Source organism: Lentzea sp. CA-135723 (assembly GCF_050936595.1).
GTDB lineage: Bacteria > Actinomycetota > Actinomycetes > Mycobacteriales > Pseudonocardiaceae > Lentzea.
In genome coordinates this window covers 2,794,252-2,820,691 of record NZ_JBNJMK010000001.1, presented here as the reverse complement: position 1 = coordinate 2,820,691, position 26,440 = coordinate 2,794,252, and the positions used below count along the sequence as shown (strand labels likewise).

The following is a 26,440-nucleotide window of genomic DNA, read 5'->3' as shown; positions in this document are numbered from 1 at the left end:
CCTCTGTCGTTTCAGTGTTGGTTGAAGTTAATCTATCTCGACGGCAATTGTCGGTGTGATGTGAAAGCCTGAAGGGGTGTCAAGTGCTTCGCGGTCCCCGGCCGAGGCCTACGCCGACTCCCGGCGTCGTGCCGAACGGCCCAAGCTGACCGACTTCCTGTCCGTGATCTCGTTCGAGCTGGACCCGTTCCAGCGCCAGGCCTGCGAGGCCCTGGAGGACGGCCACGGAGTGCTCGTCTGCGCCCCCACCGGTGCCGGCAAGACGGTGGTGGGCGAGTTCGCCGTGCACCTCGCGCTGACCGAGGGCCGCAAGTGCTTCTACACGACGCCGATCAAGGCGTTGAGCAACCAGAAGTTCGCCGACCTCACCGCGCGGTACGGGCCGGAGAACATCGGCCTGCTCACCGGCGACACGAGCGTGAACGGCGGCGCGCCGGTCGTGGTCATGACGACCGAGGTGCTGCGGAACATGCTGTACTCGGGTTCGTCCACACTGGACGGTCTCGCGTACGTCGTGATGGACGAGGTGCACTACCTCGCCGACCGCTTCCGCGGGCCCGTGTGGGAAGAGGTGATCCTGCACCTGCCGGAGCACGTGCAGGTCGTCGGTCTGTCCGCGACGGTCAGCAACGCCGAGGAGTTCGGCGAGTGGCTGGTCGAGGTTCGCGGTGACACGACGGTGGTCGTCGACGAGCACCGGCCCGTGCCGCTGTGGCAGCACATGATGGTCGGCAACCAGATGCTCGACCTGTTCGAGGGCGACCAGACGCACGCGCGGATCAACTCCCAGGTGCTGCGCAAGACCGAGGAGCTGACGCGGTACCACGTGCCGTTCAGCCGCGGGCGCAACCGCAGCGGGGGCAGTGGTGGCCGCCCGCCGCGCAACACCGGGTACAAGCCGCCGTCGCGCACCGACATGATCCAGCGGCTCGACAACGCGTCGCTGCTGCCCGCGATCGTGTTCGTGTTCAGCCGGGCGGGCTGTGACGCGGCGGTCGCGCAGACGGCGCGCGCGGGGCTGCGGCTCAACACGCCGGAGGAGTCCGAAGAGGTCCGCCGGATCATCGACGAGAAGACGCGCGACCTGCCCGAGGCCGACCTGATGGTCCTCGGCTACTGGGAGTGGCGGGAGGCGCTGGAGCGGGGCATCGCGTCGCACCACGCCGGGCTGCTGCCCGCGTTCAAGGAGACCGTCGAGGAGCTGTTCGTCCGGGGTCTCGTGAAGGTCGTGTTCGCGACCGAGACGCTCGCGCTCGGCATCAACATGCCCGCGCGCACGGTCGTGCTGGAGAAGCTCGTCAAGTACAACGGCGAGGCGCACGTCGACCTCACGCCCGGTGAGTACACGCAGCTCACGGGCCGTGCGGGCCGTCGTGGCATCGACGTCGAGGGGCACGCGGTCGTCGTCTGGCAGCCGGGCATCGACCCGAAGTCGGTCGGCGGGCTCGCGTCCACGCGCACGTACCCGCTGCGCTCGTCGTTCCGGCCCGGCTACAACATGGCCGTCAACCTCGTGCACCAGCTCGGGGCCGAGTCCGCGCGCGTGATCCTGGAGCAGTCGTTCGCGCAGTTCCAGGCCGACCGCTCGGTCGTCGGGCTCGCGCGCCGCATCGACCGCAACAAGGAGGCGCTCGCGGGCTACTCCGAGTCGATGACGTGCCACCTGGGCGACTTCGCGGAGTACGCCTCGCTGCGCCGCCGCATCGGCGACCGGGAGAAGCAGCTCGCGAAGCAGAACACGAACGCGCGCCGCATCGAGACGGCCAAGTCGCTCGAACGGCTGCGCAAGGGCGACGTGATCGCGGTGCCGTCCGGCCGCCGGTCGGGGCTCGCCGTCGTCATCGACCCCGGCCTGGAGCCGCTGGGCGAGGCGCGGCCGCTGGTCGTCACCGAGGACCGCTGGTCCGGCCGGCTCACGTCGGCGGACTTCCCGGCGCCGGTCGAGGTGCTCGGGCACGTCCGGCTGCCCCGGCAGGTCGACGTGCGTTCGCCCAAGTCGCGGCGCGACCTCGCGTCCACGATCCGCAACACGGGCATCACCGTGCCGTCGCGGGGCCGCAGGCAGACCACGGCGGACGACGACCCCGAGCTCGCGACGCTGCGCAGGGCCCTGCGCGCGCACCCGTGCCACGGCTGCGACCAGCGCGAGGACCACGCCCGCTGGGGAGAGCGCTACCACCGGCTGCTGGCCGAGACCGAGCAGCTCGAACGCAAGGTCGCGGCGACGACGCACTCGCTCGCGCGTCAGTTCGACCGCATCCGCGCGTTGCTGCGCGAGCGCGGCTACCTGAGCGAGGCCGAGGAGGTCACCGCCGACGGCAAGCGCCTGACCAGGCTCTACAGCGAGTCGGACCTGCTCGCCGCCGAGTGCATCCGCAACGGCGTGTGGAAGGGCCTCAAGCCGGAGGAACTGGCGGCGGTCGTGTCGTCGCTGGTCTACGAGGCGCGCAGGGACGGTCCCGTCGAGGCGAGGCTGCCGCAGGGCCCGGTCGCGGACGCGATGCTCAAGACCGTGCGGCTGTGGGCGGAAATCGAAGACGACGAGCGCCGGCACAAGCTCGAACGCATCACCCGCCAGCCCGACCCCGGCTTCGCGTGGCCGGTGTACCGGTGGGCGCGGGGCGAGTCGCTGGAGAAGGTGCTGAGCGCGGCCGAGGCCGGGGGCAACGAGCTCGGCGCGGGTGACTTCGTGCGCTGGTGCCGCCAGGTGATCGACCTCCTGGACCAGATCCGCGAGGTGGTCGGCCGTCAGGACCCGGTCGGCGCGGCCGCCGCCAAGGCCGTCGACGCGCTGCGGCGCGGAGTTGTGGCGATGATGTGACATGAGCCTGACGAAGGTTTTGCGAGTCGGAGTAAAGACTCACACGCAGGGTGTGATTGGATTTCGCCGCAACGTCGTACACACGGAGGTCGACTGATGAGCAGCCCGTACGGACCGTCCGGAGGGAACGATCCGCAGCAGCCCTGGGGCCAGCAGCCGCAACCGCCGCAGCAGCCCTATGGAGGCGGTTTCCCTCCCGGCACCCCGTCCGGCGGGTTCCCGGCCCAGCAGCCGGGACAGAACCCCTACGGCCCGCCGCAGCCCCAGCCGGGCCAGCAGCAGCCGTACCCAGGCTTCGACCCGTCGCAGCAGCAGACCCAGCAGTACGGCGTGCCCGGTCAGCAGCCGCAGTCGAACCCGTACGGCACCCCTGCCCAGGACCCGTACGGCCAGCAGACGCAGCAGTACGGCATGCCGGGCCAGCAGCAGCCCAACCCGTACGGCCAGCAGCCGGGCTACGGCCCGCCGATGCCGCCGAAGAAGAAGTCCAGCGCGGGCATCTGGGTCGCCGCGGTGGTCGTCGTCCTGCTCGTGGGCGCCGTGCTGTTCACCGGGTTCGTGACGCCGGCGTTCTTCAAGAAGAAGATCTTCGACAACACGGCCGTGCAGACCGGCATCGTCCAGATCCTCAAGGACGAGTACAAGATCTCCGACGTCGGCGCGGCGAGCTGCTCCGGTGAGAACGAGGTCAAGCCCAACACCTCGTTCGAGTGCAAGGTGCAGGTCGGCGGCAAGGACAAGAAGGTCAAGATCGTCGTCAAGACCGAGGACGGCGAGTACGAGGTCGGCCAGCCGACCGGCTGATCCACGCTGTCGCGATAACCTCCCTCAAGGTGACCTTGGGGGAGGTTTCGTGTCTGTGCGCTATTTCGCACTCCGCTCGGAGGAGACGAACCACTGTCCTGTCGCGGTGGTGCGGCTGTCGCCGGACGGCACCGAGGAGGCGTTCACCCGCTCGCTGGAATGGGGCCCGTCGGACCTGGTGGCGCGGCGGAGCGGTGAGCCGGCCTTCTTCGAGATCTCGGCGGCCGATGCCGAGCAGTTGGTCGTGGACATCATCGTGAAGGTGCGGTCCGAACGGTACGAGGTGCCGTTCGACCAGGGGCTGACCATCTACGCCTGGTTCTGGCGACGTGCCGACGCCCTGGACCTGGACCAGGCGTGCGAGCTGATCCGCACCGACACGAACGTGTCCGAGGCGTTCGGCCGGGACGGCGGCTGGGAACGCACCTACGTGTCCCATGACTACTACTACCCGATGCTGCGGTGGGGGAGCCCGCGGTCCCCGGTGCGCGTGGCGATCAGTCCCGCCGAGGCGGAGCGGCTCATGTCGAGGGGCCTCGCCTGGCCGCCGCGCTGGTTCGTCCTGCCGCCGGACGGGCAGAGGCCGCAGCGGGTGGCGCGAGAGCACGCGGACGGCACCACGGAGGTGCTCACCGACGAGCTGCGCTGGGAGCCGTTCGTGTGGCACGGCCAACGGCGGTTCGTGGAGGCGAAACGCGCGATGGGGGTGTACGCGGAGACAGCGGAGAGCGTGCGTTCGTCCCAGGTGGAGAGTTCCGGCTACCACTACTCCCTGACCTTCGAGGAGTTCGTGCACACGCAGGACCTGCTGCTCGGCCGGGACCTGCTGCGGTGCCGCGACGGGCTCCGCGAGCTCGAAGAGGAGTGGATGGGCGGCGAGTGGGGCGTGGGTCTGCACCGGCGGGAGATGATCAGGGAGCACAACTGGTACGCCGTGGAGCTGCCGATCACCCGAGCCGAGGCCGACGAGTACGTGCGGTCGCACGAGGAGTGGAGCAGGCTGAGGAGGCGGGTGTACGGGCGGCTCGGAAACTGACGTGCGTTCCGCCGCGCCCTGAGCGACGATCGCGGGCGTGACGGACATCCGAGTTCTCGCCGACGACGCGCAGTACCGCGACCACAACACGCTCTTCCGCCGTGCGATGCACTGGGGCCCGCCCACCGACGAGCAGTGGGCGGTCACCCAGCCGTCCTACGAGCCGGGCCGCGTGCTGGCCGCGTTCGACGGCGACACGATGGTCGGCACGACCCAGACGTTCGCGAGCTCGATGGTCGTACCCGGTGGTGCCGTGGTGCCGCACTCTGCTGTGTCACGCGTGGGCGTGCGTGCGGATTACACGCGCCGTGGCGTGCTGAGCGGTCTGATGCGTGAGCAACTCTCCACGCTGCCTGATCCGGTGGCGACGTTGCGTGCGTCGGAGGGACGCATCTACGGCCGTTTCGGCTACGGCCTCGCGGGGCGCGTGCGGTTCCTGCGGATCGACGCACGCAAGGCCGTCATCCCCGGTTCGCCGGTCGGCGGCGTGCGCATGGTGGACCTGGACACGGCCGAGAAGCTCCTGCCGGACCTGCACACCGCGGTCGGCCTCGGGCGGCCCGGCCAGATCTCGCGCTGGCAGGGCTGGTGGGTGCGCGCGTTCGACCGCAAGGGCGACTCGGGCAACCTCGTCACGGTCGTCCACAGTGGACCGGACGGCGACGACGGCTACGTGTCGTACAAGGTGACCGAGGACAAGGACTTCAACCACCACATGGAGGTCGAGGACTTCGCGTGGGCCAACGCCGACGCGTGGCGCGACCTCTGGATCTACCTCACCCGCCTCGACCTGGTCGACACGATCACCGCCGACGTGGCGCTGGACGACCCGGTCACCTGGCTCTTCGAGGACCCGCGTGTCGTCGTCACGAAGGACGTCTACGACCAGATCTGGCTGCGCCTCGTGGACGTGCCGCGCATGCTCGCCGCCCGCACGTACGGCGAGGGCTCGGTGGTGATCGAGGTGCACGACAAGGTGCTGCCCGCGAACGACGGCCGCTACCGGGTGTCGTCCGACGGTGTCGAACGGGTGGACGCGCCCGCCGACCTCACGATCCCCGTCGACCTGCTCGGCGCGGTGTACCTGGGTGACACGAGGTTCTCGCACCTCGCGGCCGCGCGCCGGATCGAGGGGACGCGGCTCGCCGAGGCCGACGCGGTGTTCGCGGTCCCCGTCGCCCCGCTCTGCTCGACGTTCTTCTAGGCGAGGGCCCAGCGGGCGTCCCGCACGATCCACGTGCCGTCACCGGGGAGCTTGATGTCGTAGGTGTCCTCCGGGACGTCGAGCTCCCCGAGCACGGCGCCGGTGGTGAGGTCGAGGACGTGGAAGACGCGGACCTCGTCCTCGTCGGTGTGGTGTTCGGCGATGACGACCGCCCTGGTGGCGTCGAGGTAGCCGCCGCCCCAGCCGACCACCACGCCGATCTCCTCGTCATCCGGACGGGGCAGGTCGCCGACCTCGACGGTGCGCGTGCGGTCGCCGGAGGGGAAGACGTGGAACGCCGCGTCGTTCTGCTCGTGGTCCACCGTCATGAACTCGCCGCCGTCCGGGGAGAGTCCGACCAGGATCCGGTCGGGCCACGGGTAGGCGTGGACCTCCAGCTCCGCGCCTTCGAGGCGGCCGAGGAACAGGCAGGTGCCGTCCTGGCCCTCGCCGACGTCGAGCAGCACGTGCACGCCGTCGGGGTGGAGCACGTGGCCCGCGCCCTGGCCGACGGTCGGCAACGGCACCTCCGCGAGAGGCCGACCGTCCGCCGCGCCGAGCACGAGCCAGGCGTCGCCCTCGCCGCGGCCGAGCATCTCGTCGGGGCGGAACACCCACACGTGGTCACCGCGGACCACGGCGTCGCCGCGGGCGATCGACGACGTCGTGGGAGGGGCGAACACGTGCCGCCAGCGGACGGCGCCGTCGCTCTCGCGGCACACCACCTCGGTCTGGGTGACCTCGACGGTCGGGCCTGCCTCGGGTTCGGTGACGTCGACGGGGCGTGCGCGCAGAACCACCACTAGGGACGCCGTTCCATCGCGTTCACCAGGCGCGGCACCGAGCTGCCGAGGCCCCAGCGCTGCGTGAGCTCCTGCAGCCGTTCGGGGTCGGCGGGCACGCGCGGCACCTCGTCGGACCGGTCGAGCACGACCGGGGCGTCCAGCGCGGTGCGGACGACGACGGGGGCGACGGCGAGGTAGTCCTCGGCGGCGATGAGGGCGTTGCGGGCCTTGGTGGTGAGCTTGCGGTCCATCGGGTCGGCCACGGCCTTGAGGACGGCGTCGAGGGAGCCGAACTCGGTGATGAGCTTCGCCGCCGTCTTCTCGCCGATGCCCGCCACGCCCGGAAGGCCGTCGGACGGGTCGCCGCGCATGACGGACATGTCGGCGTAGGCGGAGCCCGCGTTCTCGACGGGCAGCGAGTACTTGGCGGCGAGCTCCTCCGGGCCGAGCAGCTCGGCCTTGTTCCAGCCGCGGCCGACGTACAGGACGTGCACGGGCGTGGGCTCGAAGCGGACGACCTGGAACATGTCGCGGTCGCCGGTCACGACCTCGACGGGGGAGGTGGTCTCGCGGTGGGCCAGGGCGCCGATCACGTCGTCCGCCTCGTGGCCCGACGCCTCGCCGGTGCAGATGCCGGCCGCGTCGAGCACGTCGAGGATGATCGGGATCTGCGGCGTGAGGGTGTCCGGGACCTCTTCGGAGCCGTCGGTGGCGTCCTCGGCGACGCGGTGCGCCTTGTAGGACGGCAGCGCCTTCACGCGGAACTCCGGGCGCCAGTCGGCGTCGAGGCAGGCGACCAGGCGGGCGGCGCCGCGTTCGGTGATGACGCGGGCGATCGTGTCGACGAACCCGCGCACGGCGTTCACCGGCGTGCCGTCGGGCGCGGTCATCGAGTCCGGCAGCGCGTAGTACGACCGGAAGTAGAGGCTCGCGGAGTCGAGGAGCACGAGGGGATTGGCCACGAAGGGACAAGTTACTAGTGCGGGGGCGGGTGGTGCCTGCTGGGCGCGCGGGGGAGTGGCGGCGAGGGTGGTGGTGGTGGTGGTGGAGGAGGAGGAGGAGGAGGAGGAGTAGGAGGAGGAGGAGGAGGGTGGCGCGCGGGTGCGGCGGCGTGGAGGGAGCGCGGCGACGGCGGGTGCGTGCGGGCGGGGCGCGCGGGGAAGCGGCGACGGCGGGGGAGCGGCGAGGGCGGCGCCGCAGCGGAGGAGAGCGGGGGTGGCGGCGGCGGATGTGTGCGGGCGGGGCGCGCGGGGGAGTGGCGGCGAGGGTGGCGCCGACGGAGGAGGGCGAGGGTGGCGGCGGAGGCGGGGGGTGAACATGGCGCGCGGGTGCGGCGGCGTGGAGGGAGCGTGGTGGCGGCGGGTGCGTGTGGGCGGGGCGCGCGGGGAAGCGGCGACGGCGAGGGCGGCGCCGGCGGAGGAGAGCGAGGGTGGCGGCGGCGGATGTGTGCGGGCGGGGGGAGTGGCGGCGACGGTGGTGGTGGCGGCGGATGCGTGTGGGCGCGCGCGGGGGAGTGGCGAGCCGCTGATGCGGGCGCGCGGGGAATGGCGGCGGGCGCGTGCGGCCGGGTGGACGAGCCGCTGGTGCGGTGGCCGCGGTCGTGCCCGTGCGCGGCGGGCGGCGTGGTCAACGCACTAGGATTTCGGCCATGGCAACGATCACCGGACCCATCGACGTGTCCGCGCTGCGTGCGCGGCTCGACCGCGCCACCGCCGCCGCCGAGCAGGCGGGCGTCGACGCCCTCCTCATCTCGCCCGGCTCGGACCTGCGGTACCTGATCGGTGCCGGTGGCGACTCCTTCGAACGCCTCACCTGCCTCGCGCTGCCGGTCGGTGGCACGCCGCGGCTCGTGGTGCCGAAGCTGGAGCAGCCGGGTTACGCCGCCATCCCGACCGACGAGCTCGGGGTCGAGGTCGTCACGTGGGTGGACGGCGAGGACCCGTACGCGCTGGTCAAGGCCGCTCTCAAGGGTGACCGCACCGCGGTGGCGGACATGATGCCCGCGCTGCACACCATCAAGCTGAACAACGCGATCGGCGGCACGCAGGCGCTGGCCGGGCCGATCATCCGCGAGCTGCGGATGCGCAAGGACTCGGCCGAGATCGACGCCCTGCGCAAGGCCGGTCAGGCCATCGACCGGGTGCACGCGCGCATGGGCGAGTTCCTGCGGGTGGGACGCACGGAGCGGGACATCGCCAAGGACATCGCGGCCGCGATCGTCGAGGAGGGCCACACCGTGGCCGACTTCGTCATCGTCGGGTCCGGGCCCAACGGGGCCTCGCCGCACCACCGCGACTCCGACCGCGTGGTGGAGGCGGGCGAGGTCGTGGTCATCGACATCGGCGGCCCCGTCGCCGAGGGGTACAACTCCGACTCGACCCGCACCTACGTGATGGGCGAGCCGGCCTACGACGACGTCTGGGAGACCTACGCCGTCCTCGAAGCAGCGCAGAAGGCCGCCGTGGAGGCCGTCAGGCCCGGTGTGACGTGCGAGGAGATCGACGCCGTCGCGCGCAAGGTCATCACCGACGCGGGTTTCGGCGAGTACTTCGTGCACCGCACCGGCCACGGCATCGGCCTGGACGTGCACGAGGAGCCCTACATCGTCAGCGGCAACTCCCTGCCGCTCGAAGCGGGCATGGCCTTCAGCGTGGAGCCCGGCATCTACCTGCCCGGCCGCTGGGGCGCGCGCATCGAGGACATCGTGGTCGCCACGCAGGACGGCGTCGAGTCCTTCAACAACCGACCTCACGAACTGGTGGTGCTTTGACCCTCGAACAGATCGACAGAGCGATCCTGAAGGAACTCGCCTCGGACGGCCGGTGCAGCTTCACCGACCTCGCCGAGCGGGTTGGCCTGTCCGTGTCGGCCGTGCACCAGCGGGTGAAGCGGCTCGAACAGCGTGGCATCGTCAAGGGCTACGCGGCCCGCCTGGACGGCGCGGAGATCGGCCTGCCGATGTCCGCGTTCATCTCGCTCTTCCCGATCAACCCCTCCGAGCCCGACGACTACCCGAAGCGCCTCGAGCACCTGCCGGAGATCGAGGCCTGCTACTCGGTGGCGGGCGACGCCTCGTACGTGCTGCGCGTGCGGGTGTCCTCGCCGGTGGCGCTGGAGGAGCTGCTGCAGAAGATCCGCGAGTCGGCCAACGTGTCGACGCGGACGACGGTGGTCCTGTCCACGCCTTACGAGGACAGGCCGCCGGCGGTCTGAACCCGTCCGTCGGCCAGCACGAGCACCCGGTCGGCGATGGCGTGCACGGCGTCGTGGTGCGTGGCGATCAGCACCGCGGCGCCCTCGTCGGCGACGCGCCGCAGCAACCCGACGGCGGCCACCGCGCTCGCGGCGTCCAGGTGCGCGGTGGGTTCGTCCGCGAGCAACGCCGCGGGCCGCGCCACCACGGCACGCGCCAGAGCGGCCCGTTGCTGCTGACCGAACGACACCTGCCCCGGATACCGCGCGCCCAGGCTGGAGATCCCCAGCTCCGCCAGCAGTTCCGCCACCCCGGCGACCTCACGCCCTGCCAGCCGCAACGGCAGCGCGACGTTCTCCTCCAGCGTCAGCTCGGACGCGAGTCCCAGCGACTGCGGCAGCACCGCGCACGCCGACCACGACGCGAGCCCCGGCAGCACCGACCCGCTGTCCGGGAAGTCGAAGCCGCACAACAACGACAGCAACGCCGTCTTGCCCGAACCCGACGGCCCGCTCAGCGTCACCAGCTCACCGGCCGCCACGGCCAGGTCCACCCCGCGCAGCACGGACACGCCACCGAACGCGCGGTGCACCCCGTCCGCCCTGATCACGACGCGGCCAGCGGGATGCACAGGTCCGCCAGCGACACCAGCCGCGGGTCGTGCGACGCCACCACGGCGGGCACCGGCAACGACCGCAGCGTCTCCAGCACGAGGTCGGCGGATCGCACGTCGAGCTGCGACGTCGGTTCGTCCGCCACCACCACCGAGGCGCCACGGGCCAGCGCGCACCCGAACGCCAGACGTTGTTGCTGCCCACCGGAAAGCGCGCCGATCCGCCACGTCGCCGACCCGCCCAGGCCGAGCCGGTCGAGCAGCGAGAAGTCGTCCGCACCGGCCGCCCGCAGGTTCTCCCCGACGGTCAGGTGCGAGATCAGGTTGTCGGCGGGGTTCTGGAACACCACGGCGATCTCCTTGCGCCGCAATGCCCTCAGGTCCGACCACGACATCGCCGACGTCGGCACGTCCCGGACGAAGACCTCGCCCAGCGAAGGTCTTTCCACCAACGACAGCACGCGCAACAGCGTCGACTTCCCGGACCCCGACGGTCCGGAGAGGACGGTGAGACCGGGCGCGATCGACAGCGACACGTCCGTCACGGCCCGCACCGGACCGTAGGACACCCCGACGCCACAAGCGCGGATCACCTGAGCAACTCTCCCATCCGCGCGGTGCGCACACCGCGCAACGCCAACCAGGCCGCCACCACGACCACCAGCGCGCCACCCGCGAGCATGATCCCCAGCAACGGCACCAGATCCGGCAGCATCGGCGCCGGGTTCATCCACGGCGCGGGGTCGAGCCGAGGCACGGCCGCCCCGGCGCTCGCGAACGACGCGACCACGCCGATCCCCATCGCCAGCAACGCCAACGCGCCCACTTCGAGCAGGTGACTCGACCACAGCACGGACGGGCGCATGCCCATGCGGGTCGACAACGCGCCGGACACCGCGTTCTGGCGTCGCCGGACCTCCACGGCCAGTAACAACGCCACGGCGGCGACTACGGCCAGCACCACGCCGATCGCCGCCACGAACCCGAACGTCCACTCGACCGTCAGGAACGGCAGCCCGTCCAGCACCTTCGCGCGGTCGGCGACGTTCGTGTAGTGGATCCCGGCGTCCTGCAACGCGGAGGTCAAGGCGGGCAACGGAAGCGTGGACCACAGGTGCCACGAGCCGACCTGCTCGACGGCGGGCACCGAGTCCTTCGCCACCACGTACCCGCGGGTGCCGAGCTTCGGGAACGACGGCAGCTGCGCCACCGGCTTCACCAGCGGCAGGCCCGCGATCTGGATCTCCTGGTTCGCCGACCGCCCGATCCGCACCGCCGGCGCGACCTCGCCCTCGCGCCGCAGCCCCGAAAGCAGCGTCCGCACCGAGGCGGCGTCGTCCAGCACGGCCGCGTCCGTGAACGTGGCCGGGTCCACCACCAGCGCACCCGTGCTCACGCCGACGAGAGTCGTGTTGCCCCGCAACGAGGACGGCAGCGCGACCCGGCCCGAAGCGATGTCCTGCGACACCTGCACCGTGCTGTTCGCGCCGACGAACACCCCGGACTTCGAGTCCAGCGCCGACCGCTGAGCCCCCGCCACCGCACTACCGACCGCGATCGTGCCGACCGCCAGCACCCCCACCAGCAGCACCCCGGTGACCGGCCCGGCGGCGGCCGCGAGCCGGCGCAAGGCGAGCTGCGCGGCCGGCACCCGCCACCACTGCACATGGTGGGACCAGCCCAAAGACCAGCGCAGCAGCCGCGTCGCGAGCAACGCCGCCGCCAGCACCACGAGCAACGGGAACGCGAGCGCCGCGACGTCGATGCGCGGCAACGTCCCCAGCTTCGGCGAGGTGCCCAACCCGTTGGCGGACAGGCGGAACCACGCGAGCACCGCGAGCCCGGCGACGACCAGCTCCCACGGCACCAGCCCGAGCCGCCGCGACCGAGCCTGCCGCTGGAACGTCCGATGCACCCGCCACGACGCCACCAGGACCGTCACCGCGAGGCTCAGCACCACCGCGGCCAGCACGAAACCCAAGGCCAGCCACAACGTTCCCGGCGCCAGCACCACACCCGGCGCGTACAGCGGCAGCAACAACCGGGCGGCCAGCAGCCCCAGCACCCCGCCCACGACCAGCGGCAGCCCCAGTTCCAGCACGCCGCGGAGACCCAGCGCCAGCGGGCTCGCGCCGCGCACCCACAGCAGCCGCAGCTCGGAATGCCTGCGCTGCGCCCACTGCACGGTCACGGTGCCGACGCCGGCGAGCCCGACCAGCACGCTGATGATCACCAGCGGCAGCAGGGCCGACGACACGTTGCGTTCCGAGGTCTGCGCCGCCGTGATCGCCCCGGACAGCAGGTCCGTGCGCGTCAACGGCAGCGCCAACGCGGACAACCGCGCGTTCCCGGCGTCCCGCAACGCCTCCGCCTCGGCGATCGTCGCCGGAGCGTCGGCGGCGAACCGCAGCGTCACCGTGGCGTCCTGAGCGAACTCCGGCGGCAGCTTCGCGAGGTCGTCCGGCGACGACACCCAGATCACCGACGTGCTCGCGCCGTCGCCGCCCAGCGGGTTCGGCACCGCGGTCTGCGCCTCGGAGCACCACCAGCCGTCCACGGGCTGCGTGAGGTCGGTGTAGATCGCGGTCACGACCAGCGGTGACCCGGTGAGCCGGTCGCCGACCTCGACTCGGGCGGCCGTGGCGATCGACTGCGGCACCCACAACCCGGTGCCGCCGCCCTGCACGACCGCCAGGTGCTGCAACGCGTCCGGCCGATAGCCGAACCTGCCGTAGGTCGCGAGACCGTTGAAGTCGGGCCTGCCGATGCGCGAGTAGGCGCCGCCGAGATCACTGCGCGCCGCCATCGACACGGCCGTGGACAGCGGCAGCCGGTCCCCGTCCAGCGCCGGGTGCACGGAGTGCGGGCACATCCGGCTCTGCTGGTAGGCGAGCGCGGCGCTGCCGGCGGCCGAGGAGTGCAGGGCGGCCGCGGCCACCACGAAGCCCAGCAGCAACGTCGTCGCGATGCTCACCACCAGCGTGAGCGGGCTCGACAGCGCTGCCCTGGGCGCGGCTCTCCACGGCAACTGCACCAGCGCACGCTAACCGGCGTCTCAGGATTTGGGGAGGCTTTCGGTGGTAACAGAACGCATGACCCCGAACCGCGCTCCGAACGGGTCGACCAGCACCGCGATCCGGCCGACGTCGTCCAGGTCGTGGGGTGCGAGCAGGACCGGCGCCGAGGCCGCCGCCCGATCCACATCGGCCACCTCGAAGTACGGCAGCCAGAACGCCTGGGCGTCCGCGACGATCGCGCCGAACATCCGGCCGGGGCCCGCGCCCGCGGGCGCCAGGAACTGGCCGGGCGCGCCGGGGATCAGCTGGATCTCCCAGCCGAAGAGCGCGCGGTAGAACGACGCGGACGCGCTGGGCGCGGGAGAGTGCAGCTCGATCCAGGTGAGCGCGCCGGGCGTGGACACCGCGCCGAGCCCGGCCCCGCCCGGTGGCTGAGGGCCGCCCGGCTCCGCGGGGGCGGTCGACGCCATCCACACGCCGACCTCCGCGCCGTGCGGGTCCGTCAGCCGCGGCGGCGATCCGGGCCCGATCGCGGCGAAGTGGACGGTCCACGAGGAGGCTTGCGCGGCCACGTGTCCCGCGACGGCCAGCCCTCCCCGCGTGAACACGCCGCTGCCGGGCGTGCCCGCCGGGTGGTACTCCCAGCCCAGCACGGCGCCGAAGAACTCGGCCGCGGCCGCCTCGTCGGACGTGCCGAGCTCGAGCCACGCGGGCGCGCCGGGAACGAAGTCCGTGGTGATCACCTATGCCCACCTCCAGCGGATACCTACCCAGTTCACCGACACGTCAGTCTCGAAGTGGTGCACGGAGTGGGTGTGGTCGGGGCTCAGGTCGATCGTGCGGTGCGGTTCCTGCTCCTCCCAGTCCTGCAGGTACACGTGCGGGTCGACGGGCATGGCCGCCGGGTCGAAGTGCACCTCGATCAGGCTTTGCGCGAGGAAGCACCGCACGCCGTGCGCGTACTCGATGCTGTCGAGCTTCGTCGGGTCGTGCGCGGTGTACTCGAAGACCCAGGTCTCGCCTTCGCGCAACGCCCGGTCGAACAGCAGCTCGTCGACGACGAGACGTTCGGACTCGTCGCGGGTGGACCGGCCGGGACGGCAGTTGCGGACGGGTTCCTGGCGCAGCTCCGCGGTCTCCACCGAGTCGTCGCAGAAGTAGTGCGCGTGGTAGCGGTCCACGCCGTCGGTGCGCGCGCGGACCACCATCTTCGCCTCGACGCGGGACGCGTGCCGGTCGGCGTCGACGAACACCCGGTCGTGCCGGGAGAGGATCTCCAGGTCGTTGGCGTTGAAGCCGGGCATCATGCCGGGCACGACGGCGGGCCAGCCGCTCGGGCCGGTGTGCTCCAGCAACGTCAGCAGGGACCGCGGCGGCAGCTCGAGGAGCTCCTCCAGCACCGCCACGGCCTTCAACGACTTCGGGGACACCGGCCGGACCCTGCCCTGCTGCCAGTCGCTGAGCGTCGACAGAGCGACCGCCACGTCCTGCTGCGCGAGGCGTAGCCGGAGCCGTTCCAGCGTGAGCCCGCGGCGGCGGATGGCCGCGCGCAGTGCCGAGTGGAACGGTCCGATGCGCAGCAGCGCTTCCAGACTGGGCGTCGTTGTCACGGACTTGACTGTAGTGACTGCCCGGTGACTAGAGCACGAATCCCTCCGGAAACGGATCGGTCTCGTCCAGGAAGTACTGACCCATGCCGGTTATCCAGGCACGACCGGCCACAGTGGGCACCACGGCGGTGCGGTCGCCGAGCGAGACCTCCTCCACCAGCCGGCCGATGAACCGCGTGCCGATGAACGACTCGTTGACGTAGTCCTCGCCGACCGCGAGCAGGCCGCGGGCGTGCTGCTGGGCCATTCGGGCGCAAGTGCCTGTGCCGCAAGGGGAGCGGTCGAACCAGCCGGGGTGGATCGCCATGGCGTTGCGCGAGTCGGCACCGTCCTCGCCGGGCGCGGTGAACTGCACGTGCTTGCAGCCGTTGATCGCCGGGTCGGTGGGGTGCACCGGGCGGTTGGAGGCATTGATCTCATCCATGATGGACAGACCGGCCGCGAGGATCGCGTCCTTCTCGGCCCGGTCGAACGGGATGCCGAGCTGTTCCAGCGGCAGGATGGCGTAGAAGTTGCCGCCGTACGCCATGTCGTAGGTGATCTCGCCGAGCCCCGGGACGGTGACCTTCGCGTCCAGTTCGTGCGCGTACGCCGGGACGTTGCGGATGGTGACGAGCTTGGTGCGGGTGTCGTAGTCGGCGAGCACCAGCCCGGCGGGCGTGTCGAGCCGCACGGTCGTGACGGGCTCGGTCACCTCGACCATGCCGGTCTCGACGAGCACGGTGGCGACGCCGATCGTGCCGTGCCCGCACATCGGCAGCAGGCCGGAGACCTCGATGAACAGCACGCCCCAGTCCGCGTCCTGCCGGGTGGGCGGCTGCAGGATCGCTCCGCTCATCGCCGCGTGTCCGCGCGGCTCGTTGACCAGCAGCCTGCGGATGTGGTCGTGGTTCTTGATGAAGTTGAGCCGCTTCTCGGCCATGGTGTCGCCGGGGATCACGCCGACGCCGCCGGTGATGACGCGGGTCGGCATGCCCTCGGTGTGCGAGTCGACGGCGCTGAAGTACTTCTTGAACCTCATGACGTCGCCAGCTTCATGTCGGCGTCCACCCGGGCGAGCTGCTCGGCGCTCAGCGGGCCGCGCGGAGGACGGCACGGGCCGCCGTACCGGCCGACGTAGTCCATCGACCGCTTGATGGCCTGAACGAACTCGGTGCGCGAGTCCCAGCGGAACGCGGGCACGAGCTTTTCGTAAAGGGCTCGGGCTTCGTCGAGCTTGCCCTCGCGGGCGAGGGTGAAGAGCGTGTTCGACTCGGCCGGGAAGACGTTGGGGTAGCCCGCGAACCAGCCCGTGGCGCCCATCAGCAGGCTCTCCAGCACGACGTCGTCCGCGCCGGCGACGATCGTGAGGTGCGGGGCGGCGGCCTTGATCTCCAGCACCCGCCGCACGTCGCCGGAGAACTCCTTGACCGCCACGACGTTCTCGATCTGGCCGAGCTCGGCCAGCAGGTCCGGCGTCAGGTCGACCTTGGTGTCGATCGGGTTGTTGTAGACCATGATCGGCAGCCCGGCCTTCGCGACCTCGCGGAAGTGGTGCACGACCTCGCCGCGGTTGGCCCGGTACATGGTGGGCGGCAGGCACAGCACGCCGTCCGCGCCGTCCTCGGCGGCGAGCTCCGCCCAGTGCCGTGCCTGGTGCGCGCCCACGCCGTGCACGCCGATGACCGCGATGCCCTTGCCCTTGACCGCCGCGATGGCCGTCTGCGCGACCTCCCGGCGTTCCTGGTCGGTGAGCGAGGAGTACTCGCCCAGGGAGCCGTTCGGGCCCACGCCGCGGCAGCCGTTCTCGACGACCCAGCGGCAGTGCTCGGCGAACCTGTCGAGGTCGGGCCTGAGCCCCGCCGGTGCCGTGGAGTCCTCGGCGTAGGGGAGTGCGGTGGCGACGATGACGCCGTCCAGGCGTTCGGTCATGACTCTTCCTCCGGGATGGTGGCCAGTTCGCCTAGGGGGATCGGGATCGCGATGACGCGGCGCTGGGCGTCGAACGGGACGCCGGTGAGGTCGGCGGCGTTGCGGGCGCAGATGCGGCCCTGGCACCGGCCCATCGCGACGCGGCTGGTGAGCTTGAGCTCGCGCATGGTGCTGGCAGGTTCCAGGTCTTGTTTCTTGACCTTCTCGCAGCGGCAGACGGTGGTGTCGTCGTTCAGCCACTCCTGCCAGCCCGGCTGGACGGCGTGGGCCCTGGCCAGGGCTCCGGCGAAGAGGCGGCCTCGTCTGACGGCGTCCAGGGCGTGTTTCGGCGGGTTTTGACCCGCTGCGGCTGCTCCGGCGACGACACCTTCGGCTTCGGACAGGTCGGCGCCGCCGATTCCGGTGACCTCACCGGCCGCGTAGACGTTCTCAACGCTGGTCTGCTGGCGTTCGTCGACGACCAGGAAGTCGTCGGCGCGGGCGGCCTCCGGGAGCAGGTCGGTCCTGGGGAGGAAGCCGTAGCCGACGCAGACGAGGTCGGCGTGCTCGGTGCGGTGGGTGGTCGGACGCCACCGGCTGTCCAGTGTGGCGACGGTGACCTTGCTGCCGTGCTTGGCGACGACGGCGGTGCGGGTTTCCAGGTGGGGCAGGACTTTGCGGTAGCTCGCCAGTTCGCCGATCTTGTGGCGGTTGGCGGCGATCGCCCTGGCCTCGCGCAGCCACCGGGTGGGGGAGGAGGCCTCGTAGACGCCCACGAGCGTGGCGCCGAGGTCCTGCAGCGCGGTGGCGACCGGGAGCAGGAACGGGCCGGAGCCGCTGACGATCACGCGTTCGGCCAGCGTGACGCCCTGTTTGGCCAGGGCCTGGGCCGCACCCGCGGTGATCACCCCCGGGCCGTCCCAGCCGGGGAACGGAAGCGGGCGGTCGTAGGCGCCGGTGGCGATGACCAGCGCGTCGAACTGGAGCGGGTGCCGGCCGCGCAGGTGCAGGGTGCGGCCCTCGACCAGCCACGCCTCGGTGTTCTTGAGGTGGGTGACGCCGTCGTGGCCGAACCTGGCCCTGCCGCGCAGGTACTGGCCGCCGGCCTCGGGTTCGGAGTCGACCATGGTGACGGTCGCGCCCGCGTCGGCGGCCGTTCGCGCGGCGGCCATGCCGGCCGGGCCCGCGCCCACCACCACGACCGCTCTCATGGCTGTGTCCTGATCACGTCGCCGTCCTGGAGCTGATGCCGGCAGGCGCGCACCTCGGGCACGCCGTTGATCTCCGCGACGCAGCCGAAGCACACGCCGATGCCGCAGAAGAACCTGCCGGGCAACAACTCCGCGACGTGCGCGACCTCGCGTGGCGCGCCGTTGAACGTCACCTTCACACCATCACCTCCGGCCGGTCGACGCGGAACGGTTCGGGGTCCGTGAGAGGGGTGGCGCCGGTCATCAGGTCGGCCAGCAGGTGGCCGGTCGCCGGGGCCAGGCCGACGCCCGCGCCCTCGTGACCCGTGGCGTGCCACAGGCCGGGGGTGCGCGGGTCCTCGCCGATGATCGGCAGGTGGTCGGGGGCGTACGGGCGGAAGCCGCCGTACGCGCGCATCACCGGGACCGCTTCGAGCATCGGGAACATCGCGATCGCCTTTTGCGCCAACGCTTTCAGCACGCGGCTCTCGATCGTGCCGTCGAAGCCCCTGCGCTGGCGGCTCGACCCGATCAGCACCGTGCCTGCCTGGGTGGACTCGACCACGCCGGACGTCTGGAGGTCGGCGTCGCCGCTCGCCACCGCGCCCACGTAGTCGGCGTCGTAGACCTTGTGCCGGATCCTGCCGGGGATCGGGGTGGTCACCAGCACGACGCCCCGCCTGGGCAGGACGTTGACGCCGAAGGCCCTCGCCCACGGGCCGGTGGCGTTGACGACGGCTCCGCAGCTGATCACGCCGTGCTCCGTGGTGACGCTGCGGCCGTCCGTTGTGGACACCTCGGCCTGCTGGAACTCGATGCCGCGCAGGAGGGTTCTCGTCGCCTTGACCGGGTTGAGCTGCGCGTCCTCCAGGTAGTGGACGGCGGCGGTGATCTCCGGGTTGAGGTGCGGTTCGTGTTCCAGGGCTTCGGCCGTGCTGATCTCGCACGCGTCGATGCCCGCTTCGCGTTGGCCGGCGGCGAACGCTTTCAGGGGAGCTCGGGCGTCCTGAGTGGTCGCCACGACCAGTCCGCCCTTTTCCTCCCATTCGGCGTCCTCCGCGAGCGCCGGCCAGAGCGCGCGACTCGCCTGGGCGAGCGTCAGTTCCGGGCCTGGTTCCTTGTCGCTGACGAGGACGTTGCCCTCGCCCGCGGCACTGGTGCCGGACGCCGGCCCGTGGCGGTCGACGACGAGAACGGAGAGGCCGCGGGCGTGCAGCGCCTGGGCGCAGGCCGCCCCGATGATGCCCGCTCCCATGACCACGACGTCCGGGTGCATCGCCCACCTCCGTTCAATAGAATGAACGTTAGTGCTTCGGGTACTCCAGCACCAGTACCGAGCTGACTTCGCCGTCGAGGGTCTCGTAGAGGTGTGGGACCGAGCCGGGGAAGCACACGTAGTCGCCGGGGCCCAGCTCGTACGGCCTGTCCTGCGGCCCCACCCGCAGCTGACCGCTCGTGACCAGCACGTGCTCCTTGCCGGGGTGACCTTCGGTGGTCTGGGTGGCGCCCGGTCTGACCCGCTGGTCGTAGATCTCGAGGACGGTGTCGCCGATGTCCATCCGGCGCATCAGGCGCAGGTCCACGGCGCTGCTGCTGAGCGTCTCGACGTCCCGTGCCCTGACCAGGACGACGTCCGGAGGCGTCCGCTCGGTGACGAGCTCGGACACCGGCACGTCCAGAGCGTTCGACAAACTGAACACCGTCTCGATGGTCGGGTTGCCCGTGCCGCTCTCCAGCTGCGACAGGGTGCCCTTGGCGATGGAGGACCGCCGAGCCAGCTCGGACAGGGACAGCCCTCGTTGCTCGCGCAACGCCCTGATGTTGGCACCCAGCACCTGACCCGCACTCATGTCGCCGATCGTCGCATAGCGCGGGTGGGCGCACGGGGTGGCGGCTTAGGCTTGGGTCATGAGTGCGTACACGGAGGCGGAGGGGCAGATCCTTCGCACGGCCGTTTTCGGTGCCATGGTGCTGGTGTCCACTGCGGACCCCGGGTCGGTGGACGTCGAGAGCCACGCCGGGATTCGGGCGATCACGCTGCTGTCGGACGACCTGCGGGCGATCGTGTCCGCGGCGCCGCCTTCGTTGCCCGCCGGGTCGGCCGCCGATGTGGAGGCCGGGGTGCTGGAGGCGTTGCGGTCCTCGGTGGTGATCGTCGAGGCGCACGAGCCTCGGGATGTGGCGATCTTCCGGGCCGCGGTGACGGAGATGTGCCGGTCGGTGGCCGGGGCCGACGGGGAGGTCGCGGTGGCTGAGCGGGACATGGTGGGGAAGGTGGTCGAGGCGCTCGGCTGACGGTTCGCGGGCATTCGCCTCGGGGGCTGGCGGTCCGTCGCCTTTTGTGGTGGTTGCGTTGGGGGCAAAGACTTTGACGAGCCGGGTCATTTCATCGCCGCTTCGCGACGATAGAGATTGGGGCTTGACTTCGGGGCCCTTGCGAGGCGCTTGTCGGACCGGAAAAGGCCGGGCTGAAAAGCGCCCGGCCGAGCCACCAGTGGTAGCACCTCGCACCCAAAGTCAAGCCCCAATCTCCAGCGTGCGTGGCTGAGTTGGGTGGGCATGTCACCGATACCGCTTGGACAGCGGTGAGAGGGAAGGACGCCTCGCCTTCGGCATTGCGTTGGGTCTTGGCCCGGCTCGGCTGCGCCATTGCCCTGAGCGCGCGCTCGGTCGGGCTCGCCTGCGGCTTCGCCATTTCCTAAAGCCATCCTTGACCCGTCTCGCCTTGACCCGTCTCGCCTCCTCGCAGTGCTCCGATGAGTCCTCGCGTTCTTGGCGCCTTTGGGCCCTTGACCCGGCCCCTCGGGGTTGCAATCATCGGATCTTCTCGCCGCCGCCCCGGACGAGAAGGCGATGGTCATGGGACTGCGTCGTGTGTGGCTGTTGATGGTGGCCGTGTTGGTGGCCGGCCTGGTCACGGCTGTGGGGGCGGGGGCGGCTCGGGCCGAGGTGCGGCATCCGCGGCAGGAGTGGCTGCGGCAGTCGACGGCGGGGTTGTTCCTGCACTGGGGGATGTTCACCGCGCCCAAGCACCTCGACTGCGCCGGGTGGGAGCGGGACGTCACCGGTGGTGGGTGGACGCCTGACTACTGGATCGACGAGGCTCGCAAGCTCGGGGCCTCGTACGTCGTGCTGGCCACCTTTCACAGTCGGCTCGGGTATGCGCGGCCTTGGCCTTCTGCGGTGCCCGGTAGTTGTGCGACACAGCGGGATCTGCTCGGGGAGTTGGTCCGGGCCGGCAAGGCCAAGGGGGTTCGGGTCGTCCTGTACATGACGGACGACCCGCAGTGGCACAGCGAGCAGGGTGTGCAGATGCTGGATTCGGCCGCCTACTCGGCTTATCGCGGGGAGTCTGTCGACCTGACCACCCGGGAGGGGTTCGGGAAGTACAGCTACGACCTGTTCTTCGAGGTCATGCGGCGGTACGAGGACCTCGCCGGGTTCTGGATCGACAACGACAACGAGTACTGGGAGCGGAACCGGCTCTACGAGCAGATCCGGGAGTTGCGGCCGTCCTGGTTGTTGAGCAACAACAACGAGGACACGCCGATCATGGACACGGTGTCGAACGAGCAGAAGACCGGGATGTTCCCCGCTTACGACTACCCGGCTGCCACGTTCACGCCCATGCCCCGGTTGTCGGAGGCCTGCTACAAGCTGCCCAACACCGGGGACTGGTGGTACGACGGCGGTGATCATGCCGTTGACGTGCGGCTCAACACCGGGCGGTACGTGACGAACGCCGGTTCTTCCATCAAGTCGTTGATGGCCGAGACGCCCATGGTCAACGGGAAGATGCCGGTGCAGCAGGAGGCTTACAACAACTTCATGGCTTCCTGGGTGCCGCCTGTTCGCGAGTCGTTGCAAGGGGTTGAGGGCGCCGGGTACATGTACGGCGGGATGCAGCCCGGGTTCTGGAACGACGGGGCGCACGGGGTCATCACGATCAACCCGAAGACCGGGCGGCAGTACGTGCACGTGGTGACGCGGCCTCGGGCCGACTTCGTTCGGTTGCGGGACAACGGGTATCGGGTCTCGGCGGTGCGGGATCTGCGCACCGGGGAACGGATGCGGTTCTCGCAGTCGGGTGGGTACCTGGCGATCCAGGGGATCACGAAGTGGGACGAGTACGACACCGTGTTCGCGGTGGAGACTATGGGGCAGCAAGGGTTTTACAGCGGCGTGACGGCGTCGGCCACTTCGTCGGCCGGTGGGTTTCCCGCGTCGAACCTGACCGACGGCAGCTACGAGACGTACTGGGACGCCGGTGGCGCGCAGCCCGTGTCGGTCTCGCTCGATCTCGGGCGGCGCAGGGACGTGGCGTTCCTGGCGATCAACCAGCGGGAGTCGTCGCCCACGCACGCGCGGGTGTCGTTCGGGCGGCCCGAGGATTCCAGCCGCATCAAGGACTACCAGGTCACGGCATCGGATGACGGCCGGCGGTGGTGGCACGTCCGGTCAGGGGCGTTGCCGTCCGCCAGGGGGACGCAGTTCATCGATCTCGGGGCGCAGCAGGCGAGGTACCTGAAGCTCACCGTGGTCGGCACCTGGGGTGGGGCGCAGGCGCCGGTGTACTTCAAGCAGCTGAAGATCGACGATATCCGGGTCGGGCACAGCTATCCGCGCGGGGTGTCTCAAGGTGGTCTGGAGGCCGAGGACGCGCAACGGTCGGATGGCGCGCATGGGGAGGCGTGTGCCGCCTGTTCCGGCGGGCGTCAGGTGACCGGGCTGGGGGCCGTGACCTTCCGGGACGTTTCTGTTGGTGCGGCTGGGGATTACCGGTTGCAGCTGGATCTGGCGGCCGGACGGGACGCCGCCGTGTCGGTTTCGGTCAACGGTGGCGCGCCGGTGCCGGTGGCGGTGCCCAAGGGACGGGCGGACGTGCCTGCGCCCACGTCGCTCGCGGTGCCGTTGAACGCTGGGCGGAACACGGTGGAGGTGTTCGGAGGTGGGGTGGGGCTGGACCGGATCTCGGTCGGTGGACTGCCGCCCGCCGGGTACGCGCCCAAGACCACGCTGACGGTGGAACCCCATGGGGTGCAATGGGTCGGAGGCGGGCAGCAGGCGGTGAAGATCGTGGCCCGGCTTCGGCTCGACGCCGACGACCAGATCGACGACGTGGTGCTGGCGCCCTCGCTGCCCGCCGGGTGGACGTTGAGCGGGCCCGGTGCCGCTCGGGCCTCGATGCGGTTGGGCGGGGTGCTGGAAGGGGTGTGGACCGCCACGTCGCCTGCCGGGCGGGACGTCGGGGCGGTGAGCATTCCGGTGAACGCCTCGTTCCGGCTGTTGTCCAGCGAGCGCAGGGTTTCCGGCGTCGTGCCGGTGCGGGTGAGGCCTGCCGACCGCGTGTTCGTGCGGGAGGCGGAGGACTCGGCGAACCTGTTCGGGAGCACCGGGCTCACCGGGTGCGGGGCGTGCTCGGGTGGCGAGAAGGTGCGCAACATCGGCGGAGGTGCGGACGCCGCGGTCACGTTCCCGAACGTCGTGGTGCCGGACGCGCGGACGTACCGGATGTTCGTCCAGTTCACGGTGAACGGGCCGCGGTCGTACTTCGTGTCGGTCAACGGTGGCGCGCCGGTCGAGGTGAAGCTGGACGGGGTCGGCAACAACACGCCGTACGTGGTGGAGGTTCCGGTGGTGTTGAACGCCGGCGCCAACACCATCAGGTTCGGCAACGACTCCGCGGGCGCGCCCGATCTGGACCAGATCGCCCTCGCCTGAGCGATAGGGTGCCGTCCATGGGGGCTGAAAGCCAAGGATGGCAGGGTTTCTCGTACCACCACTGGAAGGACCTCGCGGCCGTGCGGGCACGGCTGGAGGCGGGCGCGGACCCGGACGGCGGGCTGCGCTGGGGAGCGCCGTTGCACACGGCCGTCGAGTTCGGCACCGCGGAGGTGGTCGCCGAGCTCGCCGGCCGGGTCGCTGACGTCGACCAAGTCGTCGGCGGGCGCACGGCGTTGTGGAACGCCGTGCACGCGCGGCAGCAGGAGAGCGCGCGGGTGTTGCTCGCCGCGGGCGCGGATCCGTTGCGGCCCATGATGTCCGGGTGGTCGCCGGCGCGGCTGAGTCTCACCACGCCGCACGTCATCCCGTCGGACGAGGTGCTGACCGCGGCGGAGTGGGCGGCGACGGCGGAGTGCGGGCGGCTGGTCGCCGCGCTGAAGGACTTCCGGTTCTACGAGGGCTACAGCCTCGCGTGCGTGGCGGGTGTCTCCGCCGCTGACGCCGTCGGGCGGCTGAACGCCGAGGTGGTGTCGAAAGAAGAGGCCGGGGAACTGCTGGAGGACTCGGATTTCGTCGCGGGCGTCACCGACGTGCCCGGCGGGTGCATCGTGATGCAGCCCCGGTACTTCCTGGTCTCGACGCCCCTGGTGCTGAAAAGGCTGTCGGCGGGCACGGTCGCGTACGGCATGTACGCGAACGCCAAGAGCGGCAACCAGGGCAGCAGCCACCGCGACGGCGAGATCCTCGGCTGGGACCTGCACCCCGGCGGTGGTCCCGGCGAGGACGGTGACACCGAGGAGGTGCTGATGAAGCACCTCTACGTCCACCAGGCCGTGGCGTTCTGCTGCGCGTACGCGGGCGTGCGGCCGAAGGACGCGAAGGCGTTCACCGAGCCGGACCGGTGGCTGGTCCTTCCCGACGTCAACTACTGGGATGCATGATGGGGTGGTGCTGGAGGCGGTGCGCAGGCAGCTGAGCCGGGGACTCTTCGGGATGGTCATTGGTCCCGAGGGGGAGAAGCACGCGCAACGGATCCACGGCTCGCCCGGCCCGCGCCTGTTCGCCGAGGACCGGCCCGTCCGGCACGTGCACGCCGACAACGCCATGTTCATCGGCGGGTTGCGGGCGTTGCTGCTGCAGTCGTTGCACCCCTTGGCGATGGCGGCGGTGGCGCAGCACTCCGACTACAAGACCGATCCGTGGGGCCGGTTGCAGCGCACGAGCCTGTTCGTCGGTGTGACGACGTACGGCACGGCCGAGGACGCCCAGGCGGCGGTGGCGCGGCTGGCGCGGATCCACGCGCACATCCACGGCGTCGCGTCCGACGGGCGGCCGTACCGGGCCGACGACCCGCACCTGCTGGCCTGGGTGCACGTGGCCGAGGTCGACAGCTTCCTGCGCTGTCACCAGCGGTACGGGGAGAAGCCGCTGGACGACTACGACGGGTACGTCGCCGACATGGCCGTGCTCGCCGAGGAGATGGGCATTCCCGATCCGCCGCGCACGGTCCGCGAGTTGGAGGCCAGGATCGACGGGTTCCGGGCCGAGCTGCGCGGGACGCCCGAGGCGCGTGAGGCGGCCCGGTTCCTGCTGCTCAGGGCGCCGTTGCCGATGCTGGCGCGGGCGCCGTACGCGATCCTGAGCGCCACGGCGGTGGCGTCGTTGCCGGTGTGGGCGCGGGTTCCGCTGCGGCTGCCGTACCTGCCGATCGCCGAGGCCACCGGGGTGCGGTTCGCGGGCCACGCCCTGATGCGCGGCCTGCGGTGGGTGACCGGTTAGGCCTGGAGGAAGCGCACTACGAGAGGGGTGGCCTCGCTCGCGAACTCCTCGAAGTAGCCGTGTCGTGCGCCTTCGATGAGGTGCATGCGTGCGCCGGGGATGCGTTCCGTGATGAGCGGAGCGTTGGCCGTGGGGTTGAAGATGTCGTCGGTGCCGTGCACTACGAGCGTTTGCGCGGTGATGGACGGCAGGACGTCCCACGCGTCGTGTTCGGCACTCGCGAAGAGGTGTCGCTTGCGCGCGTGGGGAGGCATGTTCGGGTCGCCGAGCGTGTTGTACGGGCCTTGGTACGCCGGGGTGTACATGAGCTCTTCCAACGCCCGGCGCGCCTTCATCGGTTCGACCTGGGCGAGCGACTTGCGCACCTCGGCACTGCGTTCGATGCCGTGCGCGCCGCCGGGGGACGTGCAGCCGAGCACGAGCTTGTCGACGTGTGCTCCGTGGTCCGCGGCGATCCACTGCGCGATGCGACCGCCCATCGACGTGCCGTAGACGTGCGCCCTGCCGATGCCCGCGTCGGCCAGGATCGCGATGCAGTCCTGCGCGAACATCTTGGTGCTGTACGGGACGTCCGGCTTGTCGCTGGAACCGGTTCCGCGGTGGTCGGTGACGATCGTCGTGAAGTGCGCGGAGAAGCCCGGGCGGACCTGTGACCACCAGCGGGACGAGTTCGCCTGGCCCGCGACGAGCAGCAGCGGAGGCCCGGAGCCCTCGACGTCGTAGAAGAGCCTGGTTCCGTCTGCGGCACGAGCGTGGGGCACGGGAGGAAGTCTA

24 protein-coding genes are annotated in these 26,440 nt (G+C 70.9%); 10 read left to right on the top strand and 14 right to left on the bottom strand.

Translation table 11 applies throughout. The annotated features are described in order from the left end of the window. Positions 1-76 precede the first annotated feature (76 nt). From ACQEU1_RS11840 to ACQEU1_RS11825, 4 genes are all read left to right on the top strand, one after another. Positions 77-2,821 (top strand): DEAD/DEAH box helicase, encoded by a 2,745-nt coding sequence (locus ACQEU1_RS11840; protein WP_433199347.1) that lies wholly within the window; start codon positions 77-79, stop codon positions 2,819-2,821. Between the two features lie 96 nt (positions 2,822-2,917). Next, on the top strand, positions 2,918-3,625 hold the full coding sequence (locus ACQEU1_RS11835) for a DUF4333 domain-containing protein (protein ID WP_433199344.1): 708 nt from the start codon (positions 2,918-2,920) through the stop codon (positions 3,623-3,625). 49 nt (positions 3,626-3,674) lie between these two features. Next, complete coding sequence (locus ACQEU1_RS11830) at positions 3,675-4,661, top strand: hypothetical protein (protein WP_433199341.1); 987 nt, start codon at positions 3,675-3,677, stop codon at positions 4,659-4,661. A gap of 37 nt (positions 4,662-4,698) precedes the next feature. Continuing rightward, positions 4,699-5,865: a GNAT family N-acetyltransferase gene (locus ACQEU1_RS11825; RefSeq protein WP_433199338.1), complete on the top strand. Its 1,167-nt coding sequence runs from the start codon at positions 4,699-4,701 to the stop codon at positions 5,863-5,865. Here ACQEU1_RS11825 and ACQEU1_RS11820 read toward each other — a convergent pair. Both ACQEU1_RS11820 and ACQEU1_RS11815 read right to left on the bottom strand, forming a co-directional pair. Further along, positions 5,862-6,668: a hypothetical protein gene (locus ACQEU1_RS11820; protein WP_433199335.1), complete on the bottom strand. Its 807-nt coding sequence runs from the start codon at positions 6,666-6,668 to the stop codon at positions 5,862-5,864. The genes ACQEU1_RS11825 and ACQEU1_RS11820 overlap by 4 nt on opposite strands. Next, positions 6,668-7,612: a 5'-3' exonuclease gene (locus ACQEU1_RS11815; RefSeq protein WP_433199332.1), complete on the bottom strand. Its 945-nt coding sequence runs from the start codon at positions 7,610-7,612 to the stop codon at positions 6,668-6,670. Before ACQEU1_RS11815 ends, ACQEU1_RS11820 begins: the two co-directional genes overlap by 1 nt. Before the next feature lie 686 nt (positions 7,613-8,298). Here ACQEU1_RS11815 and ACQEU1_RS11810 point away from each other — a divergent pair. Beyond that, complete coding sequence (locus ACQEU1_RS11810; protein ID WP_433199329.1) at positions 8,299-9,420, top strand: M24 family metallopeptidase; 1,122 nt, start codon at positions 8,299-8,301, stop codon at positions 9,418-9,420. Beyond that, positions 9,417-9,863 (top strand): Lrp/AsnC family transcriptional regulator, encoded by a 447-nt coding sequence (locus tag ACQEU1_RS11805; RefSeq protein WP_089911942.1) that lies wholly within the window; start codon positions 9,417-9,419, stop codon positions 9,861-9,863. The genes ACQEU1_RS11810 and ACQEU1_RS11805 overlap by 4 nt, the downstream gene beginning before the upstream one ends. Here the strand turns inward: ACQEU1_RS11805 and ACQEU1_RS11800 are convergent. The 11 genes from ACQEU1_RS11800 to ACQEU1_RS11750 are packed head-to-tail and all read right to left on the bottom strand — an operon-like array spanning position 9,836 to position 20,013. Continuing rightward, positions 9,836-10,450 (bottom strand): ATP-binding cassette domain-containing protein, encoded by a 615-nt coding sequence (locus ACQEU1_RS11800; protein ID WP_433211437.1) that lies wholly within the window; start codon positions 10,448-10,450, stop codon positions 9,836-9,838. The two genes, ACQEU1_RS11805 and ACQEU1_RS11800, sit on opposite strands and share 28 nt — an antisense overlap. Then, entirely contained in the window at positions 10,450-11,049 is a 600-nt protein-coding gene (locus tag ACQEU1_RS11795) for an ABC transporter ATP-binding protein (RefSeq protein ID WP_433199325.1), read from the bottom strand. Before ACQEU1_RS11795 ends, ACQEU1_RS11800 begins: the two co-directional genes overlap by 1 nt. Then, positions 11,046-13,490: an ABC transporter permease gene (locus ACQEU1_RS11790; RefSeq protein WP_433199322.1), complete on the bottom strand. Its 2,445-nt coding sequence runs from the start codon at positions 13,488-13,490 to the stop codon at positions 11,046-11,048. Before ACQEU1_RS11790 ends, ACQEU1_RS11795 begins: the two co-directional genes overlap by 4 nt. A gap of 21 nt (positions 13,491-13,511) precedes the next feature. Further along, entirely contained in the window at positions 13,512-14,216 is a 705-nt protein-coding gene (locus ACQEU1_RS11785; RefSeq protein WP_433199319.1) for a hypothetical protein, read from the bottom strand. Continuing rightward, on the bottom strand, positions 14,217-15,083 hold the full coding sequence (locus ACQEU1_RS11780; protein WP_433199316.1) for a hypothetical protein: 867 nt from the start codon (positions 15,081-15,083) through the stop codon (positions 14,217-14,219). A gap of 28 nt (positions 15,084-15,111) precedes the next feature. Continuing rightward, entirely contained in the window at positions 15,112-16,104 is a 993-nt protein-coding gene (locus tag ACQEU1_RS11775; RefSeq protein WP_433199313.1) for a proline racemase family protein, read from the bottom strand. Next, positions 16,101-16,994: a dihydrodipicolinate synthase family protein gene (locus ACQEU1_RS11770; RefSeq protein WP_433199310.1), complete on the bottom strand. Its 894-nt coding sequence runs from the start codon at positions 16,992-16,994 to the stop codon at positions 16,101-16,103. Before ACQEU1_RS11770 ends, ACQEU1_RS11775 begins: the two co-directional genes overlap by 4 nt. Next, positions 16,991-18,184, bottom strand: coding sequence for an FAD-dependent oxidoreductase (locus ACQEU1_RS11765; protein ID WP_433199307.1), 1,194 nt, complete (start codon positions 18,182-18,184; stop codon positions 16,991-16,993). The genes ACQEU1_RS11770 and ACQEU1_RS11765 overlap by 4 nt, the downstream gene beginning before the upstream one ends. Continuing rightward, a complete protein-coding gene (locus ACQEU1_RS11760) occupies positions 18,181-18,363 on the bottom strand; it encodes a 2Fe-2S iron-sulfur cluster-binding protein (RefSeq protein WP_433199304.1) in 183 nt (60 codons plus the stop codon). The genes ACQEU1_RS11765 and ACQEU1_RS11760 overlap by 4 nt, the downstream gene beginning before the upstream one ends. Next, positions 18,360-19,439 carry an NAD(P)/FAD-dependent oxidoreductase gene (locus ACQEU1_RS11755; RefSeq protein ID WP_433199301.1) on the bottom strand — a complete coding sequence of 360 codons (1,080 nt, stop codon included), beginning with the start codon at positions 19,437-19,439 and terminating at the stop codon, positions 18,360-18,362. Before ACQEU1_RS11755 ends, ACQEU1_RS11760 begins: the two co-directional genes overlap by 4 nt. Positions 19,440-19,467: 28 nt before the next feature. Next, entirely contained in the window at positions 19,468-20,013 is a 546-nt protein-coding gene (locus ACQEU1_RS11750) for a helix-turn-helix domain-containing protein (protein ID WP_433199298.1), read from the bottom strand. Positions 20,014-20,071: 58 nt separating this feature from the next. On the opposite strand from ACQEU1_RS11750, the gene ACQEU1_RS11745 reads away from it, so the two are divergent. The 4 genes from ACQEU1_RS11745 (at position 20,072) to ACQEU1_RS11730 (ending at position 25,666) form a co-directional block, all read left to right on the top strand. Then, entirely contained in the window at positions 20,072-20,458 is a 387-nt protein-coding gene (locus tag ACQEU1_RS11745) for a hypothetical protein (RefSeq protein ID WP_433199295.1), read from the top strand. Between the two features lie 564 nt (positions 20,459-21,022). After that, complete coding sequence (locus tag ACQEU1_RS11740; RefSeq protein WP_433199292.1) at positions 21,023-23,884, top strand: alpha-L-fucosidase; 2,862 nt, start codon at positions 21,023-21,025, stop codon at positions 23,882-23,884. A 17-nt stretch (positions 23,885-23,901) separates the two neighbouring features. Then, entirely contained in the window at positions 23,902-24,828 is a 927-nt protein-coding gene (locus tag ACQEU1_RS11735) for an ankyrin repeat domain-containing protein (RefSeq protein WP_433199289.1), read from the top strand. After that, positions 24,821-25,666, top strand: a complete 846-nt coding sequence (locus ACQEU1_RS11730; protein WP_433199286.1) for an oxygenase MpaB family protein — start codon at positions 24,821-24,823, stop codon at positions 25,664-25,666. The genes ACQEU1_RS11735 and ACQEU1_RS11730 overlap by 8 nt, the downstream gene beginning before the upstream one ends. Here ACQEU1_RS11730 and ACQEU1_RS11725 read toward each other — a convergent pair. Further along, positions 25,663-26,427: an alpha/beta fold hydrolase gene (locus tag ACQEU1_RS11725; protein ID WP_433199283.1), complete on the bottom strand. Its 765-nt coding sequence runs from the start codon at positions 26,425-26,427 to the stop codon at positions 25,663-25,665. The genes ACQEU1_RS11730 and ACQEU1_RS11725 overlap by 4 nt on opposite strands. Between the last annotated feature and the right edge of the window lie 13 nt (positions 26,428-26,440).

Bases quoted from the DNA above. Each gene is read 5' to 3' on its own strand.
- ACQEU1_RS11835 (WP_433199344.1), top strand. From the start codon at position 2,918: ATGAGCAGCCCGTACGGACCGTCCGGAGGGAACGATCCGCAGCAGCCC.
- ACQEU1_RS11755 (WP_433199301.1), bottom strand. From the start codon at position 19,439: ATGCACCCGGACGTCGTGGTCATGGGAGCGGGCATCATCGGGGCGGCC.
- ACQEU1_RS11745 (WP_433199295.1), top strand. From the start codon at position 20,072: ATGAGTGCGTACACGGAGGCGGAGGGGCAGATCCTTCGCACGGCCGTT.
- ACQEU1_RS11750 (WP_433199298.1), bottom strand. From the start codon at position 20,013: ATGAGTGCGGGTCAGGTGCTGGGTGCCAACATCAGGGCGTTGCGCGAG.
- ACQEU1_RS11810 (WP_433199329.1), top strand. From the start codon at position 8,299: ATGGCAACGATCACCGGACCCATCGACGTGTCCGCGCTGCGTGCGCGG.
- ACQEU1_RS11735 (WP_433199289.1), top strand. From the start codon at position 23,902: ATGGGGGCTGAAAGCCAAGGATGGCAGGGTTTCTCGTACCACCACTGG.
- ACQEU1_RS11730 (WP_433199286.1), top strand. From the start codon at position 24,821: ATGCATGATGGGGTGGTGCTGGAGGCGGTGCGCAGGCAGCTGAGCCGG.
- ACQEU1_RS11770 (WP_433199310.1), bottom strand. From the start codon at position 16,994: ATGACCGAACGCCTGGACGGCGTCATCGTCGCCACCGCACTCCCCTAC.
- ACQEU1_RS11740 (WP_433199292.1), top strand. From the start codon at position 21,023: ATGGGACTGCGTCGTGTGTGGCTGTTGATGGTGGCCGTGTTGGTGGCC.
- ACQEU1_RS11765 (WP_433199307.1), bottom strand. From the start codon at position 18,184: ATGAGAGCGGTCGTGGTGGTGGGCGCGGGCCCGGCCGGCATGGCCGCC.
- ACQEU1_RS11775 (WP_433199313.1), bottom strand. From the start codon at position 16,104: ATGAGGTTCAAGAAGTACTTCAGCGCCGTCGACTCGCACACCGAGGGC.